The sequence below is a fragment of the Hymenobacter citatus genome, assembly GCF_014333615.1.
GTDB lineage: Bacteria > Bacteroidota > Bacteroidia > Cytophagales > Hymenobacteraceae > Hymenobacter > Hymenobacter citatus.
In genome coordinates, this window is sequence record NZ_JACSCY010000006.1 from 85,181 (window position 1) to 102,029 (window position 16,849).

The window sequence follows — 16,849 nt, forward strand, 5'->3', positions numbered from 1 at the left end:
TGATTTTATAATGAAAACATCATATATCTTCCGCCGTACCCTGGGCCTGGGCCTCGTTGCCGGCTCCCTGCTGGCCACTACTTCGTGTAATGACGACCTGGACCGCGTACCCACCTACGACCTGAACACGGAGAGCGTATACAAGGATGCGGAGGGCTACCAGCGCGTAGCTGCCAAAGTATACAGCGGTTTTGCCGTAACGGGCGGCCAGGGCCCAGATGCCACTACCGGCGACATTCTGGGCATCGACCAAGGCACTTCCGACTACGTTCGCTCCCTGTGGAGTGCGCAGGAGCTGACCACCGATGAGGCCGTTATCCAGTGGGGTGACCCCGGCGTGCAGGACTGGCACAACATGAACTGGACGTCTAGCGGCGTGCTGATTCGGGGTTTATACAGCCGCATTCTGTACGAAGTAACGCTCTGCAACGGCTTCCTGGCGCAGGCTACCGATGCCAACCTCAGCAGCCGCGGCATCACGGGGGCCGATTTGACCAACATCCAGCGCCTGCGGGCTGAGGTGCGTTTCCTGCGCGCCCTGGCCTACTATCACGCGTTGGATCTGTTTGGCAACCCGCCCTTCGCCACGGAAAACGATGAGATTGGGGGCACTACCCCACCCCGCCAGACCACCCGGGCTGAGTTGTTCACTTACATCGAGTCGGAGCTGAAAGCTATTGACGCCGACCTGGCGGCTCCCGGCCAGAACCTCTATGGCCGCGCCGACAAAGCCGCCGCCTGGACGTTGCTGGCCAAGCTCTACCTCAATGCCAAGGTATATACTGGCACGGAGCGCAACGCTGACTGCGCCACTTACGCCAAACGCGTGATTGACAGCGGTGTGTACTCGCTGACACCACAATACAAAAACCTGTTCCGTACCGACAACAACACAAGCAAGGAAGTTATTTTCCCGATTGTGTATGATGGCAAGTTGACGCAGACCTACGGCGGCACTACCTTCCTGACGCACGCTGCCGTATCGGGCACGGCTAACTCCTTCTGGAATCCAGCCAGCTACGGCATCAACGGGGGCTGGGGTGGCATCCGGACCACGCCACGCCTGTACCAGCAGTTCCCGGATACGGCGGCCGATTCTCGGGCCAAGTTTGTGACGGGTGGCCAGTCACTGGAAGTGACTTCGCAAACCACTTTCACGGACGGGTACGTGCCTATCAAATTCAAGAACATCTCCTCGGCTGGTAAACCCGGCTCCGACCTGGTGTTTGTGGACACCGACTTCCCCATGTTCCGCCTGGCCGATGTGTACCTGATGTATGCTGAAGCTGCCCTGCGCGGCGGTGGCGACCAAGCCCTGGCCCTTACCTATATGAACCGTGTGCGGGCGCGGGCATTCAACAACGCTCCCGCGGGCAACATCACGGCTTCGCAGCTCACGCTGGACTTCATCCTGAACGAGCGTTCCCGCGAACTGTACTGGGAAGCTACCCGTCGCACCGATCTGATTCGCTTTGAGCGCTTCACCACAGGCTCCTACCTGTGGGCCTGGAAAGGTGGCGTGGCCGGTGGCCGGGCCGTAGATGACTCTCGTCGACTGTTCCCAATTCCAGCTGCTGACTTGAGCGTGAACCCCAACCTGACGCAGAACCCAGGTTACTAATAAGCAGGCTGCCAAGCGCCAGTTGGCGCTTGGCAGCCTGTGTAGTTCCTTTTTCCGACATTATAATTTCCCACACAATGAAAACTTGGTTTACCAAAATACTGGGAATAGGCGCAGTTGCCCTAGCCCTTACCGCGTGTGAAAAGGACGAAGATAGAGCGGTAATTAGCTCGAATGGCGGGCCGACGCTTACAGCTTCATCTACAGCCCTTGGCGCACTTTCTGCCGATAATGCGGCTAAAGAAGCCGTAGTTTTCAATTGGACCAACGCCGATTATGGCTACCCTGCTGCTGTAACGTACACCTTGCAGCTTGACGTGAAGGGCAACAATTTTAAATCACCCAGCGAGTTCACTACTACTGCTACCAAGCGGGCATTCACGGTAGCAGAATTGAACAGCACGCTGCTAGCTTTGGGCATTGCGCCGGGCTCATCGGGTCAGCTAGATGCACGTGTGCTCTCCAATGTGAGCAGCAACACTACGTACGCGCAGCAATCGGGCGTTACTTCCGTAACGGCTATGCCCTACCTGTCCATCATTGCGTACCCCTCGTTGTACGTTCCGGGCAATTACCAAGGCTGGGCGCCTGACAAAGCACCTAAGATAGCTTCGCCAGCCAACAACGGCACGTACGAAGGCTACGTGAATTTCACGGATCCCAACGGCTTCAAGTTTACAAGTGCACCTAACTGGGACAATACCAACTATGGTATTTCGGGCACTACTACGACTGATCCTGCTACGAAGGAGGTTTCGGGAAAACTTTCTACGGCTGGTGGTGACATTTCATTGCCCGCTACAGGCTACTACCGCCTGGTAGTAAATGTTCCTAACCTGACGTGGACGGCGACGCCTACTACTTGGGCTGCTATTGGCTCAGCTACCCCCGGCGGGTGGGACAACCAAACGCCGCTAACGTACAATACGACCACTGGCACGTGGTCGGCTACGATGAACTTGAGTGCTGGTGGTGAGATTAAATTTAGAGCCAACAATGCTTGGGATATCAACTACGGCGACAATAAAGCAGACGGCGTGCTGGACGCTGGCGGCGACAACATCAAAGGTCCCACGGCAGCTGGTAGCTACCTGGTTACGCTTGATTTAAGTCAGGGTGCTGGCAACTATTCTTATTCCCTCCGCAGGAATTAGCGTTTTCCTCTCACCTATAAAAAAGGCTCCTGATAATAATCAGGAGCCTTTTTTATAGGTGAGAGGCTACGGGGCATCTTCGTTTACTGTAGCACGAATACTGTGTTATCGTTTGGCTGGTAGGCCGTAGCAGCCCTCGTCTCACCGCAACTGCACCGACTCAATATCTACGTGGCGGGCGGCAGGTGCGGCGGGTAGTACCACCTGAAGCACTTCAGCATCGGCTAGCCGTAGCACTGGGGGCTGCGTGGCGGGCTGAAACGTGAGGGGGAGGAAACTGGGGTAAGGCCGCGGGCTCAGTAGTAATGGCGCTGGGCGGAAGTCAGCCAGGGGCACGCGCATCGTCTGCCGGTTAGTGCCTAGCGTTATCGTAGTAGCATAGGCAGCTGCATCTTTGGTCACCAGCACCACTTGCACAGTGGTGCCCGCTTGGCTGGCGGCCCCGGTTAGTACCAGCTCTTTGACGTCGAGCATGTCTTGGCGACGTCCTTGCACTTTATCGCCAAAATACGTCCGCAGGCACATGGCCGGGGTATTGCTGGCGACGTCGGTACCGGCTTGAGGCTTGCCAATCAGGCGTACGGCCAGCGCGCCGGTGGCAGGGCTGGTTACGTAGTCGGCATAGCTACCCTCCCCAATGCGCCCTAGCTCCACCTGGTCTTGGTCGGTAGCGGCGGTGAACAGGGGTAGGGGCGCAGCGGCCGGCACTATGGCGGTTTCCCAATGCTCTGGATGCGCATAGTCCCATTGGCGCGGCGAGCCCGCAAAACTACCCGGAAACGTGGTTGTCCTGCCTTTTTGCTTCACCACTATCCAATACCGTAGCAGGCCCGGATACAGCAGCTCGGCGGGCACGGTGGCCTCAAACGAGGGATAGGCTATGCGTTGCATGGGTAGGGTTTGGGTGCGGCCGTAGTAGTGCTGCGCCACTAGCAGCACACTATCAGTAGGAGCCAGCCCTACCACCTTGGCGGTGAGGCGCAACGGCTGCCCGGCCGCTACCTGGGGGTAGGGCTCGTGTAGTACCTGTAGGTCGGCAACGGTCGGTGCGGGCGCCACAAACTCGCCCAGCAGCAGCGCGCCTACCCGCGTTTGGGCAGTCCAGGCAGTCGTATTCCGTTGCGGAGCCGCCAGCAGGTATACGCCGGGCCGCACAACTGCTTCCCCGTTAGTAGCCTGCGCCTGGGCGGCATTGCCTTTGTTAAGACCACGCATGGTGAACTGCGGCCCCAGATCAGCCAACGAGATACGCAGGGGCTGCGGGTTCCACTCGATGCGCGTGACGGTGCGTTGCAGCGAGGTTTGCGCGAAAGGGTCCGCTACCTGCACGGCGTCGGGCATCACTTCCAGGCGCCACACACCGGGCGCCAGTTGGTCTAGGAAGTAGGCGCCAGTGCCCCCGTAACGCACCACCGGCGATGACCCTACCCCGGCCACGTGCCGGAGGGCAGCGGGCTTCTGGGGCTGCGTGCGGGTGTTGCTGGTGTAATAAAACGCTTCAGGGGTATTCATCTCACTGAGTTGCTCGCGGTAGCTGATGCGAAACGCGCCGAACGTAGAATCGGCGGGGTAGGCGGCGGTTTGCTGTCCGCGCTTCACCTGCCGGAACACCTGCCCGGCAATCAATAGGCTCAGGGCTTTTGAGGGGGTGTAAGCTAGGTTGAGGTAGTGGGTCTGATACTCGGTGTTGGCGTAAGCAATGGCCAGGGGGTCGTAGGCAAACTGCGTGGCCCACTGAAAACCCGCGGCCCGAAAGCTGCGGGCCATGGCCGGGTACATGATGGGCTGCAAAATATCCGCCGACTCAAACTCGTACACCATCTTCGCCTTCGAGGCGAAACGCTTATCCTGACGGTAGGGAATTGGGTATTGATCGACGTAAGGCAGGAAGTTACCATGCAGAGTATGGCCGCCCACCAGCCCTTCGGGGTACCATTGGTAGGTGATGCCGTCTACCTTGGCATTCAGAATAGCCTCGTGCACCCGCGGGTTTTCGGCAATGTTGTAGAACACCGGCTTGCGGCAGCCGGTATTGCGAATGGCGGCGGCCATGCGGTTGGCAAAGGCCGTGACCTGCGCGGCTGGCTCGTGGTAGCGCGGCTCGTTGCACACCTCGAAGGCGATGATGTCGGGGTCTTGGCGGTTGAGCTGCTTGGTGTAGGTATTGCGGTGGTTGAGGAACTGCGTGAGGTAGCGCTCCTGCGCCGCCACCGCCCGCGGGTTGGTGTAGGCCTGGCCTTTGTCGTAGATGGACGAGAAGCCCGTCATGGCCGTATCGGGCTCGGGGTAGCCGTTGCCCCAGTAGGCTATGGGCGTCAGGATGATCTTGATACCGTGCTCCTTGAGGCGGCCCACCAAGAAATCGAGCAGGCGCAGGTGCTCGTTTTCCAGCAGATTACCCACCGTATCAGTGATTTCCACATCCCATACGTGCACCCGAAACGCATCGACACCCAGCCGGGCCAGGTGGTACACGTCCTGCTCGATAGCCTGCTCCGGGGATACGCCCAAGCGCCGGTGCGCACGGTAGGAATAGGCAAACGGTGTGGTGTAGTTCACCCCAAACAATGCTACCTCCTGCCTGCCTTTCTGCCAGCGCAGTACGCCCTGCTTATCTACATACACGTCGCCCCGCGCGGCGCTACTTTGTGCCTGGGCAACGGGTTCTTGCAGCAGAGAAAAGGAAAACAGAAGGAAAATGAAAACTTTCTGCATGAAGAGAAAAGAAGAAAAAGAGTGCCCAGCTTCCGGCGCTTCCACTTCGGGAATAGGCTGGTGCTTGCCCATGTTTGAAAAGTTCGGCAAGTTAGCGCAAACGTTTGTCTAGCTCCAGGCTGAATTTGTCGCTTCCCAGCTTGGTGTAACAATCCGTTTTGATTTTATCCACTTTTGCCTTCGCAAACTTTCGAATACTATCTTTTTAGCTATACGCTTGTTTTCTAATTACTCCATATCCTTGCCTTTCAGCAATATCCCAATAAACGACTTTCAACTACCGAAAACTTTTCCGTGCTTCGCTATTCTGCACTACGCGGTAAGTACACACCCTATTCTGGGACGCTGCGTATTTCTTTTTTTACTTTCTTCTACCCTTCCCATGATCATCATCGCTGACGGCGGCTCTACCAAAACCAACTGGTGCCTAATCGACAACGCGGGCACGCGCATTTATTTCAATACCGAAGGCTACAATCCCTACTTCATCAGTACCCAGGGAATCATTGAGTCGCTCGAAAAAAGCCTGCCCGATAACCTGGACCTGCCGGCCATCAGTGAGGTGTATTACTATGGGGCCGGATGCTCTACCCCGGAGAAGGTGGAAACAGTAGCCGCCGCCATGCGCCACGTGTTCAAGCAGTCGGAAGTATATGTAGGCCACGATTTGCTTGCCGCCGCCCGCGCTCTGCTGGGCCTGGAAAAGGGCTTTGCGGCCATTCTGGGCACGGGCACTAACACGGCCCTCTACGATGGCAAAGACGTAACCCTGAACATCGACTCGCTGGGCTATTTCCTGGGCGACGAGGGCTCGGGCTCGTTCATCGGCAAGCGCCTGCTGCGCGACTACATGCGCGGCTACCTCCCCGATGGCTTGCAGGAGGCTTTCCAGAAGCAATATGAGTTGGACAACGAAGAAATATTCGACCGCCTCTACAACCAGCCCCTACCCAACCGGTTCCTGGCCAGCTTCGCCAAGTTTGCCTACGACCACAACAACGTAAGCTACTGCCGCGACATCGTGCTGGAAGGTTTCAATACGTTCTTCGACAACTTGGTGGTGCATTACCCCAACTACCAGGAATACAGCTTCAACTGCATCGGCTCGGTGGGCTACAACTTCCGCGATGCTCTCACGCAAGCCGCCAAAACCCACAATATGGAAGTCGGCAAAATCATCCGCTCCCCTATTGATGACCTGGTGACCTACCACACCGTACTCGCCAAGAAATAGAGTTTCTAATGTGCTGATTTTTGATGTGTTGATTTGTTGATACTAGACCGTCATGCTGAGCGGAGCCGAAGCATCTCTACTGATAGTAATTCATTTACTCACCGTAGAGATGCTTCGGCTCCGCTCAGCATGACGGTCTATCAAACAAAGAAGGCGGCTCCAAACGGAGCCGCCTTCTTTGTTAAAAATCAACACATCAAAAATCAACGCATCAACACATCCACCTAGTGCTGCACTACCAGGCGCGTGGTTTGCTGCTGTGCGCCGGCTTGCAGGCGTACGAAGTAGACGCCGTTGGCCAGGTTGGCTACGGGCAGCGTCAGCTCGTGGGTGCCGCTGGTCTGGCGGCCCGCTACGGGCACTGTCCGCACGGTGGCGCCCAGCATGTTTTGCACCGTCACGGTAACGGTGGGCGCGGCGGCGCTTAGCTCGTAGTAGAGCGTGGCCGTGCCGCCTGTGGGGTTGGGCGAGGCCAGCAGCTTGAGGCCGCTCACGGCCTGCGCGTTCTTCACGGGCAGCACCGAGTTGGCGGGCTTGGTAATGGGCTTGTTCGTATAGACGAAATACTCACCGGGTTGCAGCGTGATGGTGGCGTTGGCATCGACCACGTTTATGGGCGTGCTGGTGAGGTAGTTATACCACGTACCGGTTTGCTGAAACTGGGGATTGACGGTGGTAGCCGTCACGCCGAAGTTGCCGAGCACCGTCACGCTCAGGTCGCTATTGGAGAGGTGAATGGCTTTGGCCTGGCCGGTTAGCTCCTGCGAGAAGGCAGTAGGCGCGGCAAACACCGGCTGCATTTTCAGCGCAATCAGGGCGCGGTAGGTGTCGTAGAGGTGACGACGGTTGGCCTGGCGGTAGTAGTCCCAGCGGATGGGCTTGTTGCTGAGGCGGCAGTCGTTGCTGATGGTAGTGCCATCGGCGCACACGTTGATGCTGTAATCGTAGCCTACCTCCCCAAACTGCCAGATCAGGCGCGGGCCGGGCACGGTGAAGAAAAACGCTGCGGCCATTTCGTCGCGCTTCAGGCCGGTAGCCAGATCCTTCACGTTGTAGCTTCCGCTGCTGTTGCCGAAGGCCGCGTTTTTGAATTGCAGGCGCTCCTCGTCGTGGCTTTCCATGTAGGTAATCAGGTTGGGCTGATTCCAGTCGCGCTGCCGATAATAGCCCCAGCTGAAGTCCCACCCATCGCTGTAGCCCATGGTGGCTTGGTTGTAGGCATGGTTCAGATTACCCCACAGCATCATCCCGTAATCGGCCAGCTCCTTGCCCTCCTGATTGGCGGCAAACGACTCCAGAATAGGGTAAGAGTTATTGTCTACGCTCATCTGGTAGTCGTAGTATTCTTTCCAGATAGCTACGCGGGTAGGATCATACACAGCATCGTAGGTAGCTTCCGTTTTCTGCACTTGGCTGAAACCGCCCGCCAAGTCAAAACGGTAGCCGTCGATGTGGTACTCTTGCAGCCAGAACTGCATCACGCGCTTCGTGAAATACTTGGTGTAGGCGCTTTCGTGGTTGAAATCGTACCCCACGTTGTAGGGGTGTTTGGCATCCTGGTTGAACCACGGGCTGTTAGCGGCGGGCTTGTTCCCATCAAAATACAGCTGCACCATGGGCGACTGGCCGAAGGAATGGTTCAGCACCATGTCCAGTACCACGGCAATGCCGCGGCGGTGGCACTCGTCGACGAGCTTTTTGAGGTCGTTTTTGGTGCCGTAGTATTTGTCGGGTGCGAAGTAGAACGAGGGGTTGTAGCCCCAGCTTTCGTTGCCCTCAAACTCATTTACAGGCATCAGCTCCAGCACGTTCACGCCCAGGCGCTGGAGGTAGGCCAGCGAGTCGGTTACGGTTTTGTAATCGTGGCGGGCCACAAAGTCGCGCACCAGCAGCTCGTATATCACCATGTTGGTGCGGGCCGGACGCTGGAAGTTGGTGGTAGTCCAGGTGTACTCGGCGGCGCCCGGCGACAATACCGACACAATGCCCGTGGTCTTACCTGTGGGGTAGGCTTTCAGATTGGGGTAGGTAACGGCCGGAATGTACTGGTCGTTATTGGGGTCCAGCACCTTCTCGGTGTAGGGGTCGGCGATGCGCAGGCTGCCATCTACCAGATACTGATAGGCATATTCCTGGCCGGGCGTGAGGCCGTCAATCTGCACCCACCAGCGGCCGTTTTCGGCGTCGTTGGCATCGGTGCGCTTCATCAGCGTAGCGGCGGTAGGCTGCCAGTTGTTGAACTCGCCAATCACGTACACGCTCTGCTTGCCGGGGGCCGTGAGGCTCAGAATAACCGAAGTGCCGCCGCTCAGGTAGGTCACGCCGTCCTTCTTGGCGCCGGCGGGTAGGGCAGCCGTCGTGATGGTGGGCTGCACCAGCAGGAGGCGCTGATCTGTAACCGTAGTAGTGCCGTTGGTGGCCGTGAGCATCAGTGTATTGATGCCGGGCTGCGTCACGGCCACCGTGGCCGAGAGCGAGGTAGTATTGGCCTGCTGCGCCACTTGCGTGCCGTTGAGGGTAAGGGTAAGCGTAGCCGCCGCCGAGGCAGTAGCCGTCACGGCTACCGAGCCGCCAGTTACCAGCACTGGGTTGTTGTTGCTGGTGGCCGGTGCCGTGATGCTGGCTTGCAAGGCCGTTGTTTGTGACACATCCACGAAAATATCGGTGTTGCCAGTGCCTTTGCCCTCGGGCGTACCACCTGCGCCACGAAACACCATGGCCAGTTGTCGTACGGTTTCGCCGGAGCCCTTCAGGCCGGGGTAGTAGTCCTCGGGCACGAAGGTGATGCTGTAGCGATGGTTGCCCAGCGCCGTCATCTTCTCGGCGGCAATGGGCGTACCAAAGCCGTTCGGATTTTTTACGTGCTTCCAGTCGCTGGGCGTAGTGCTCAGGTTGGTAATCACGCCGGTGTAGATGTATACGTCGCCGGTGTAGTTGGCCAGGCCGGCGTTGCCTTTGGTAGCGTCAAAGGTGAGTGTTACCTGATCCGTTGCGCGGAAGAAGGTAGGGGTAGCTGTCACCACCTGCGCCCAAGAAGCAGGCGCACTGCTTAGTACCATCAGCAATAAACAGATGAGTCGAAGTCTTTTCATTCAGAACGGTAAGAAAGTGGGAATTTGGAAAAATGAACGATAGCAGATTCAGGCAAAAACGCTGTTTTTCGGCTTCGTAATCGTTTGCATAGCAAAGGTACACATTGTCTTTTCCCAGTATCTAATTGCACCCAGTTTTTGTATGTAGTTTTGTTGCTTGCTATTGCTTGCCCCGCTGTAATGTCTTTTTTTCGCTCTTTTGGCTGCTGGTTTTCACCCTGGCTTTTGCTGCTATTCACATTAGGACTGCCCCAGCAACTTGCACAAGCGCAGGCATTGACCCAATTGCGCACGGCACCGCAGCTTCCCGACTTTCCCTATTCCGCCTCTACCCTAGCACCTCCGCTTACCCCACCCGATTCGTCGCGGCAAGCTCGCCTCAACCGCCGTCTGCCCCTGCTGGCCGGCGGCTTGGCAGTTACCTACACGGGCCTCACCTACGGCCTCAGCAAAGCCTGGTACACGGGCGAAAAAAGCCGTTTTCATTGGTTCAATGACTTTCCGGAGTGGAAACAGATGGACAAAGCCGGTCACTTCTGGGGGGCCTTTCACGAAAGTCGGGGGGCCGTGGATATGCTGCGCTGGGCGGGCCTCGACGACCGCAAGGCCATTTGGTACGGCGGCTTTGTGGGGTTTCTTCTACAAAGCCCCATCGAAATCCTCGACGGCCACGACCCCGACTACGGCGCCTCGGCCACCGATCTGGCGGCTAATTTTCTGGGCTCGGTTGGGCTGATTGGGCAGCAACTGGCATGGAACGAGGTGCGCATCATGCCCAAAGTATCATTCCATACCAGCCGCTACGCCCCCATGCGCCCCAATGTGCTGGGCCGCTCGTTTGCCGAGCGCCTGCTGAAAGATTACAATGGCCAAACCTACTGGCTGGCCGTCGATGTGGGTGCATTTATGCCCGCCACCTCGCGCTGGCCCCGCTGGCTACAGCCGGCAGTGGGTTACGGCGCCCAGCAGATGGTCTACAACGATGCCGACGCCAACGCCGCCCTGGGCCTGCGCGCCTACCGCCAGTACTACCTTTCGCTTGATGTGGATCTGCGCCGTATCCCTACCCGTAGCAAGCTCCTGCGCCGCGTGTTTTATGTAGCCAGCATCTTCCATTTGCCCGCGCCTGCTTTGGAATATAATAGTCGGCGCGGGTTGGTGCTGCATGGGTTGTATTATTAAGTCTGAACCACGGATTCGCTCGAATTTTCCGGATTTCACGGATTTTATGGCTGTTCGCAACGTTGGCCGGTCTGGCGCCGCAGACGCAAAGGCTGCTATATTTTTCATTTCTCATCTGGCACCCCCTCTCCTTCTTCATGTCGCGCATCAAGCGAGTGTAGGGGGCCGGGGGGTGAGGCGGACCGTTGAACGCATCAACCGACTCGCAAAACCCTCCCATGACAACTAATAAGCAACGCTACCACCGTTTGGCCGTTACTTTTGTTGTATTCTGACATTGAACCACCCCCCCCATAGATATATGCAAGTAGGAGATAGAGTGCGGCTGCTGACTGGCCGCGAAGAAGGCATTGTTACCCGCCTGCTCGATAATGAGCTGGTGGAAGTTGCCATTGATAATGACTTCACGATTCCGGTACTGCGCCGGGAGGTGGTGGTAGTAGCTGCCGAGGAGCAGAAAGCCTTCGGCAAAACGGCCGCTGCCGTGGCCAACGAGCGCAAGGCTGCCAGCACCGGCGCCGCCCGCGCCGCGCAGGCCGCTGGCGAAAAGCCCGCGCCCGCATCGTCGTCAGCATCAGCTAAAAAAGGAAGCAGCCCTACCCCACCGCCCGTCAAGATTGCGAAGGGGCTGTACTTGGGATTGGTGCACCAATCGCCGGAGCTGCTGGCCGTGCACGTCATCAACAACACCGATGCTGACGTGCTCTACACCTACGGCGAGGAGCGCCCCGACGGTACCTACCGCGGATTGGCTTCCGACAAGCTTGAACCCAAAGCTGCCAGCAAGCCCTTGGGCCACTGGCACCTCAAGGATTTCGATAAGTGGCCCGCCGTGCTGGTGCAGCTCCTCCCCCACCAGCTCAATGGCACCACGGCCTACGATCTGCTCAGCAAGCGCACCCAGTTCAAGGCCGCTACGTTTTATAAGAGCCGCCAGCAGGCACCCATTATTCAGAAGGAGGCCTACCTGTTCCAACTCGACGAGAAACCTGCTGCGCCCCTCGCGCCGCCTACCCCCGAGAAGCTGGCCGAAACCCTAAAGGCCCAGCTCACCGGCGACGCGCCCGCCAAACCCGACACCGTGGCGCCTACCCCCGAGCCCGCAAAGGCCATTGTGGCCCCGCCCCACGAGCTGGACCTCCACATCGAGGCCCTACGCCCCGAGGGCGCCGAGGGCCTCAGCAACACCGCCATGCTCAAGCTCCAGATGGATACGTTCGAAGATGCATTGTCGCGGGCGCTGGCTACCAACATGCACGAAATCGTCTTTATTCACGGGGCCGGCAATGGCACGTTGCGCAAGGAAATTCACAAGCAACTGAGCCGGAACAAAGACATTAAGTTCTTCGAGGATGCCCGCAAGGAGAAGTTTGGCTACGGCGCTACCCTGGTGCGGCTGAAGTAGGTAGTGTAAAAACCCGCAACTGTGCTGTCATCCTGAGCAGAGCGAAGGACCTTATCACGTGAGAACGAGTCGTTGCTACGATTATCGTTCTGGCGCGATAAGGTCCTTCGCTCTGCTCAGGATGACAGCTGCGGGCTTTTCTCTATTATAGAAAGCCAGGCGCGCTTATTGCGTACTTTGCGCCATGTTTCGCATCCTTTCTCTCGCCTCTTTGCTGGCGCTTGGCTCCTTGGCGGTACAGGCCCAGCAGCCCCTACCCATCCCGCGCAACCTGGCTGCTACCTACGCCGCTGGCACCCGCGCCGAAAACGGCCTGCCGGGTCCCAATTATTGGCAAAACGCGGCCGATTATACCATTAAGGTCAATTTCAATCCGGCTACCCGCCTGCTCCAAGGTACGGTGGATATTGCCTACCAGAACAACAGCCCCGACTCGCTGCGGCAGCTGGTGTTCAAGCTCTACCCCAACATCTACCAGAAAGGTGCCCCGCGCGACACGCGCTTCTCCCCCGCCGACCTCACCGACGGCGTGCAAATCGAGCAGCTGACCATCAACGGCCAGGCCACCGACGACGCCCAGCGCCGCATCGACGCTACCAACATGACGGTTTCAGTGCCCAAAGCCATTGGCCCCAGGCAAACGGCCCGCGTAACGGTGGCCTACTCTTACACCCTCAACAAAGGCTCGCACCAACGCACCGGCGAGGTAGAGCCGGGCGCCGATTTCGTGGCCTACTTCTTCCCGCGCATTGCCGTGTACGACGACATCGACGGTTGGAACCGCATTCCCTACACCGGCTCGGCGGAGCTGTACAACGACTTCTGCAACTTCAAGGCGGATATTACGGTACCTAAGGATTTTGTGGTGTGGGCCACCGGCACGCTCACCAACGCCCCACAGGTGTTGCAGAAAAAGTACGTGCAGCGCCTGCAAGATGCGGAGAAGAAGGACGACGTTGTCACGATTATTAGCGCCGCGGATGCAAAGCGCAAGAACATCACCACAAACAACGCGCAGAACACTTGGCACTTCGAGGCCGACGATGTGGTGGATTTCGTGTTTGCTACTTCCGACCACTACGCCTGGCAGGCCAGCAGCCTGGTGGTAGACCCCGCCACCAAGCGCCGCACCCGCGTAGATGCCGCGTATAACCCCAAGCACAAGGATTTTGAGGAGGTCGTGCACTTTGCCCGCCGCACGGTGGAGGCCATGAGCTACACGTTTCCGAAGTGGCCCTTTCCCTACTCCCACGAAACCGTATTCGACGGCCTCGACCAGATGGAGTACCCGATGATGGTGAACGACAACCCCACCAAGACTCGCGAAGATGCCATCACGCTCACCGACCACGAGATTTTCCACACGATGTTTCCGTTCTACATGGGCATCAACGAAACCAAGTACGGGTGGATGGACGAGGGCTGGGCCACCATCGGCGAGTGGATCATCTCGCCCCTCATCGACCCTAAGGTGGTAGACGAGTACGGCGTGGCGCCCTACGCCCGCGCTGCCCACACCGAGCACGACATGCCCATCGTTACGCTCACCACGCAGCAATCAGGCACGCCCTTTTACCTCAACTCCTACCCCAAGCCGGCGCTGGGCTACCTCTATGTGAAGGACATGCTCGGCGACGAGTTATTCACGAAAGCCCTGCACACCTACATCCGCAACTGGCACGGCAAACACCCTATGCCCTACGACTTCTTCAACTCGATGAACGCCGGTGCGGGCCAGAACATGAACTGGTTCTGGCAGCGCTGGTTCTTCGACCTGGGCTACCCCGACCTAGCCATCCAAACCGTGACCAAGCAAGCCACCGGCTACCAGGTAACCGTAGCCGCTAAAGGCACTAAGCCCGTCCCGGTAGACCTCACCGTAACCTTCACGGACGGCACTACCACCAAACTGCACCGCTCCGTGGCCGCGTGGCAGTCCGGCAACACCTCCGTCACGCTGGATATCCCAACTACCAAAACGGCTAAGCGCATGGTGCTGGGTAGCACCTATGTGCCGGATAGCTTCCCGAAGGATAATGTATGGGAGGGTAAGTAGGTAGGGAATAAGAAAACCAGATAACAGTGATTTTTTGGAGGTAATACGAGAAAGCAATCTGTATTATACTGCTCCAAAAATCATTGCTATCTGGTTTTAGCCAACCCTTGCTTTAAGGAATCCTGTCTATGGTTTTTACTCGGCAGACAATTAAAATCACCCACATATAATTCCCATTACGAATAGGATTTGGCTTAGTTTATGAATGCGCACGATGCATTATAAACCATTTTCATATCATGAATCTAACAAAATGTTCAGGCATATTTACATGCCTGATAGTAATTACTTTAAGCACTCACGGACAAACTATTGGCAATACAACAGAGCCAAACAATTCTACCTCCTTTGAAACGCAAACCTATTTCGGGTTTAGAACTGGATATAGTAACTACCATATGACAGGGAGTGAAGCCGATTTTCGAACTACTCCCTACAGAGTTCAATTTTCAGACGGGTCCGTGGATTTTCAGGACAAAAACAAGCCAATCCAATGGTTTACAGTGGGAGCGATTTATCGACAAAAAATTTACAAACGTTTAGCCTTCCAATTAGAAATAAACTACCTACGTGAAGGAGGTAGTTTTGAAGCTCCTCCATTTGGCGGCTATACACTTGACCGCACTAACTTTGTTATCGACAATCTGCATATTCCTATACTGCTCAATCTACAGGCCTTCGCTATTGGTCCTTTGACAATGCACTTGGAGGGTGGTATAGCAGCGAACATAGTAGTAAATGGAGTTGAATTGGATAGACCCAACTTGCATCCTAGTAATATATTCAACAACCCTAGCGTAATCCCAGCAAGTGTGTGCGGAGCAGAAATTGCTTGGCGGCATCAGAAGTCCCATTACTTGCTTAATTTCCGGTATACTAACGATTTAACTGATTTCTACCAAAGAGAATATATAGGCACTCACTATAATTTAAAAAGTAAAGGCTTCTCGGTTTCCACTGGTGTATTGTTTGGGCAATAAACTGATTAACTGATTAAATAATCGGTTTTGCTCTTGAACAAGAAAGGCCAGCCTACAATAGGCTGGCCTTTCTTGTTCAATGTGTATACTCCTTTTACAAATGCGCAATCGGATCAGCGTTGCCGTCAGGGTCATTCTTTACAGCGCCACTGGTCGTAAAGCCCTTACCCTTCATGAGTAGCACGCCGGCCATGTGCGGGGTAGCCATAGAGGTGCCGCTGATGGTGTTGTAGCCGCCACCCATCCAGGTCGACTGGATGTTAACGCCGGGCATGCAATAGTCTACCGGTGGGTTGCCGTAGTTGGAGAAAGAAGCCCAACTATCGGAGCTGTTCATGGCGGAGATGGTGAAGATGTTGTCCCCATTCACGCGGGCGGGTGAGTGGTTGTTAGCGTTGTCAGTTTCGTTGCCGGCAGCCAGGGCAAACAGCACGCCGCCTTGCGATGCGGCTAATACGGCATCATCGAGGGCCTGTGATACGCCGCCGCCCAGGCTCATGTTAGCCACGTCGCCGGCTCTACCTTCGGCCCCTACGTAGTCAACGCCGGCAATAACGCCGGAGTTAGAGCCGCTACCGCGCGAGTCGAGCACGCGTACTGCCACTACGGAGGCGCCCGCAGCTACTCCTACCACGCCAATGCTGTTGTTGAGGGCCGCAATGGTACCTGCTACGTGTGTGCCGTGGCCGTTGCCATCGTCGGGCGATGTGTAGCCTTTGCCGCTGGTCAGGAATGAGCGGCTGCGCGATGCATCCACGTTCAGGTCGGGGTGGTCCAGGTCGATTCCGGTATCAATTACCCAGGCCGTTTTGCCGGTGCCGTCGCCGTAGCCTACCCGCGCAATGCCGTAGGGGATGGTCTGAGAAGGAGCAGTAGTACCACCGCCGCCACTTGGCTTGCCCAACGAAATAACTTTATCCTGCTCTATATAGGCTACACTGGCATCCATGCGCAATTTTGCAGCTTCAGCAGCCGACAGCTTAGCCGAGAAGCCTTTCAGCACGTGCCCATAAGCATGGCCCACAGCTTGTTCGCTCAGCCCGTGCGCTTTCAGCAGGCCATACGCCTTGGCCTTCACTTTTTTCACTTTGCCCTCATAGTTATCGGCCGAGGTAGTGGCAACGGCACCGTCTTTCAGCACCACAATGTATTGACCAGCTATTACCTCATCGGCTGATTTAGCGTCGTTTGTTACAGTGGCTACAACCGGTTCCGATGGCATCGCCATTTCGTCGGAGCAGGCAGTGAGGGTAGCGGCACCCGCGGCTGCGGCCGCTACTAATGCCCAGGAAGAAAAACGCAGGTGATGTACTTTTTTCTGCATACTGCTGAAATTTGGAAGGAAGAAAAGGGTAGTTAAAAAGAGCTAAGTACCAATTATTCAATAATCAGAAATCGATTACGGATATA

General features: G+C 56.7%; 10 protein-coding genes. 7 read left to right on the plus strand and 3 right to left on the minus strand.

The features are described from left to right. Positions 1-10 precede the first annotated feature (10 nt). Together H8B15_RS10010 and H8B15_RS10015 are read left to right on the plus strand one after the other, a co-directional pair. On the plus strand, positions 11-1,621 hold the full coding sequence (locus H8B15_RS10010) for a RagB/SusD family nutrient uptake outer membrane protein (protein WP_187319550.1): 1,611 nt from the start codon (positions 11-13) through the stop codon (positions 1,619-1,621). A gap of 77 nt (positions 1,622-1,698) precedes the next feature. Next, a complete protein-coding gene (locus tag H8B15_RS10015) occupies positions 1,699-2,775 on the plus strand; it encodes a SusE domain-containing protein (protein WP_187319551.1) in 1,077 nt (358 codons plus the stop codon). 141 nt (positions 2,776-2,916) lie between these two features. On the opposite strand, the gene H8B15_RS10020 is transcribed toward H8B15_RS10015, so the two are convergent. Continuing rightward, complete coding sequence (locus H8B15_RS10020; RefSeq protein WP_187319552.1) at positions 2,917-5,490, minus strand: cellulase family glycosylhydrolase; 2,574 nt, start codon at positions 5,488-5,490, stop codon at positions 2,917-2,919. A 382-nt stretch (positions 5,491-5,872) separates the two neighbouring features. Here H8B15_RS10020 and H8B15_RS10025 point away from each other — a divergent pair, with 382 nt between their 5' ends. Beyond that, complete coding sequence (locus H8B15_RS10025) at positions 5,873-6,724, plus strand: N-acetylglucosamine kinase (RefSeq protein WP_187319553.1); 852 nt, start codon at positions 5,873-5,875, stop codon at positions 6,722-6,724. 224 nt (positions 6,725-6,948) lie between these two features. Here the strand turns inward: H8B15_RS10025 and H8B15_RS10030 are convergent, their stop codons facing one another. Further along, the gene (locus H8B15_RS10030; protein ID WP_187319554.1) at positions 6,949-9,816 is read right to left on the minus strand and encodes an alpha-amylase family glycosyl hydrolase; all 2,868 of its coding nucleotides are present in this window, start codon (positions 9,814-9,816) and stop codon (positions 6,949-6,951) included. A 225-nt stretch (positions 9,817-10,041) separates the two neighbouring features. On the opposite strand from H8B15_RS10030, the gene H8B15_RS10035 reads away from it, so the two are divergent. From H8B15_RS10035 to H8B15_RS10050, 4 genes are all read left to right on the plus strand, one after another. Then, positions 10,042-10,998 (plus strand): DUF2279 domain-containing protein, encoded by a 957-nt coding sequence (locus H8B15_RS10035; protein ID WP_246455380.1) that lies wholly within the window; start codon positions 10,042-10,044, stop codon positions 10,996-10,998. Positions 10,999-11,299: 301 nt separating this feature from the next. Further along, positions 11,300-12,403, plus strand: coding sequence for a Smr/MutS family protein (locus H8B15_RS10040; protein ID WP_187319555.1), 1,104 nt, complete (start codon positions 11,300-11,302; stop codon positions 12,401-12,403). Between the two features lie 184 nt (positions 12,404-12,587). Further along, entirely contained in the window at positions 12,588-14,459 is a 1,872-nt protein-coding gene (locus tag H8B15_RS10045; RefSeq protein WP_187319556.1) for a M1 family metallopeptidase, read from the plus strand. Positions 14,460-14,698: 239 nt separating this feature from the next. Beyond that, complete coding sequence (locus H8B15_RS10050) at positions 14,699-15,439, plus strand: outer membrane beta-barrel protein (protein ID WP_187319557.1); 741 nt, start codon at positions 14,699-14,701, stop codon at positions 15,437-15,439. Positions 15,440-15,533: 94 nt separating this feature from the next. Here the strand turns inward: H8B15_RS10050 and H8B15_RS10055 are convergent, their stop codons facing one another. Then, a complete protein-coding gene (locus H8B15_RS10055) occupies positions 15,534-16,763 on the minus strand; it encodes a S8 family serine peptidase (RefSeq protein ID WP_187319558.1) in 1,230 nt (409 codons plus the stop codon). Positions 16,764-16,849: the final 86 nt, after the last annotated feature.

Excerpts from the sequence above, each read along its gene's own strand:
- H8B15_RS10010 (WP_187319550.1), top strand. The coding sequence starts at position 11 with ATGAAAACATCATATATCTTCCGCCGTACCCTGGGCCTGGGCCTCGTT.
- H8B15_RS10015 (WP_187319551.1), top strand. The coding sequence starts at position 1,699 with ATGAAAACTTGGTTTACCAAAATACTGGGAATAGGCGCAGTTGCCCTA.
- H8B15_RS10020 (WP_187319552.1), bottom strand. The coding sequence starts at position 5,490 with ATGCAGAAAGTTTTCATTTTCCTTCTGTTTTCCTTTTCTCTGCTGCAA.
- H8B15_RS10025 (WP_187319553.1), top strand. The coding sequence starts at position 5,873 with ATGATCATCATCGCTGACGGCGGCTCTACCAAAACCAACTGGTGCCTA.
- H8B15_RS10030 (WP_187319554.1), bottom strand. The coding sequence starts at position 9,816 with ATGAAAAGACTTCGACTCATCTGTTTATTGCTGATGGTACTAAGCAGT.
- H8B15_RS10040 (WP_187319555.1), top strand. The coding sequence starts at position 11,300 with ATGCAAGTAGGAGATAGAGTGCGGCTGCTGACTGGCCGCGAAGAAGGC.
- H8B15_RS10045 (WP_187319556.1), top strand. The coding sequence starts at position 12,588 with ATGTTTCGCATCCTTTCTCTCGCCTCTTTGCTGGCGCTTGGCTCCTTG.
- H8B15_RS10050 (WP_187319557.1), top strand. The coding sequence starts at position 14,699 with ATGAATCTAACAAAATGTTCAGGCATATTTACATGCCTGATAGTAATT.
- H8B15_RS10055 (WP_187319558.1), bottom strand. The coding sequence starts at position 16,763 with ATGCAGAAAAAAGTACATCACCTGCGTTTTTCTTCCTGGGCATTAGTA.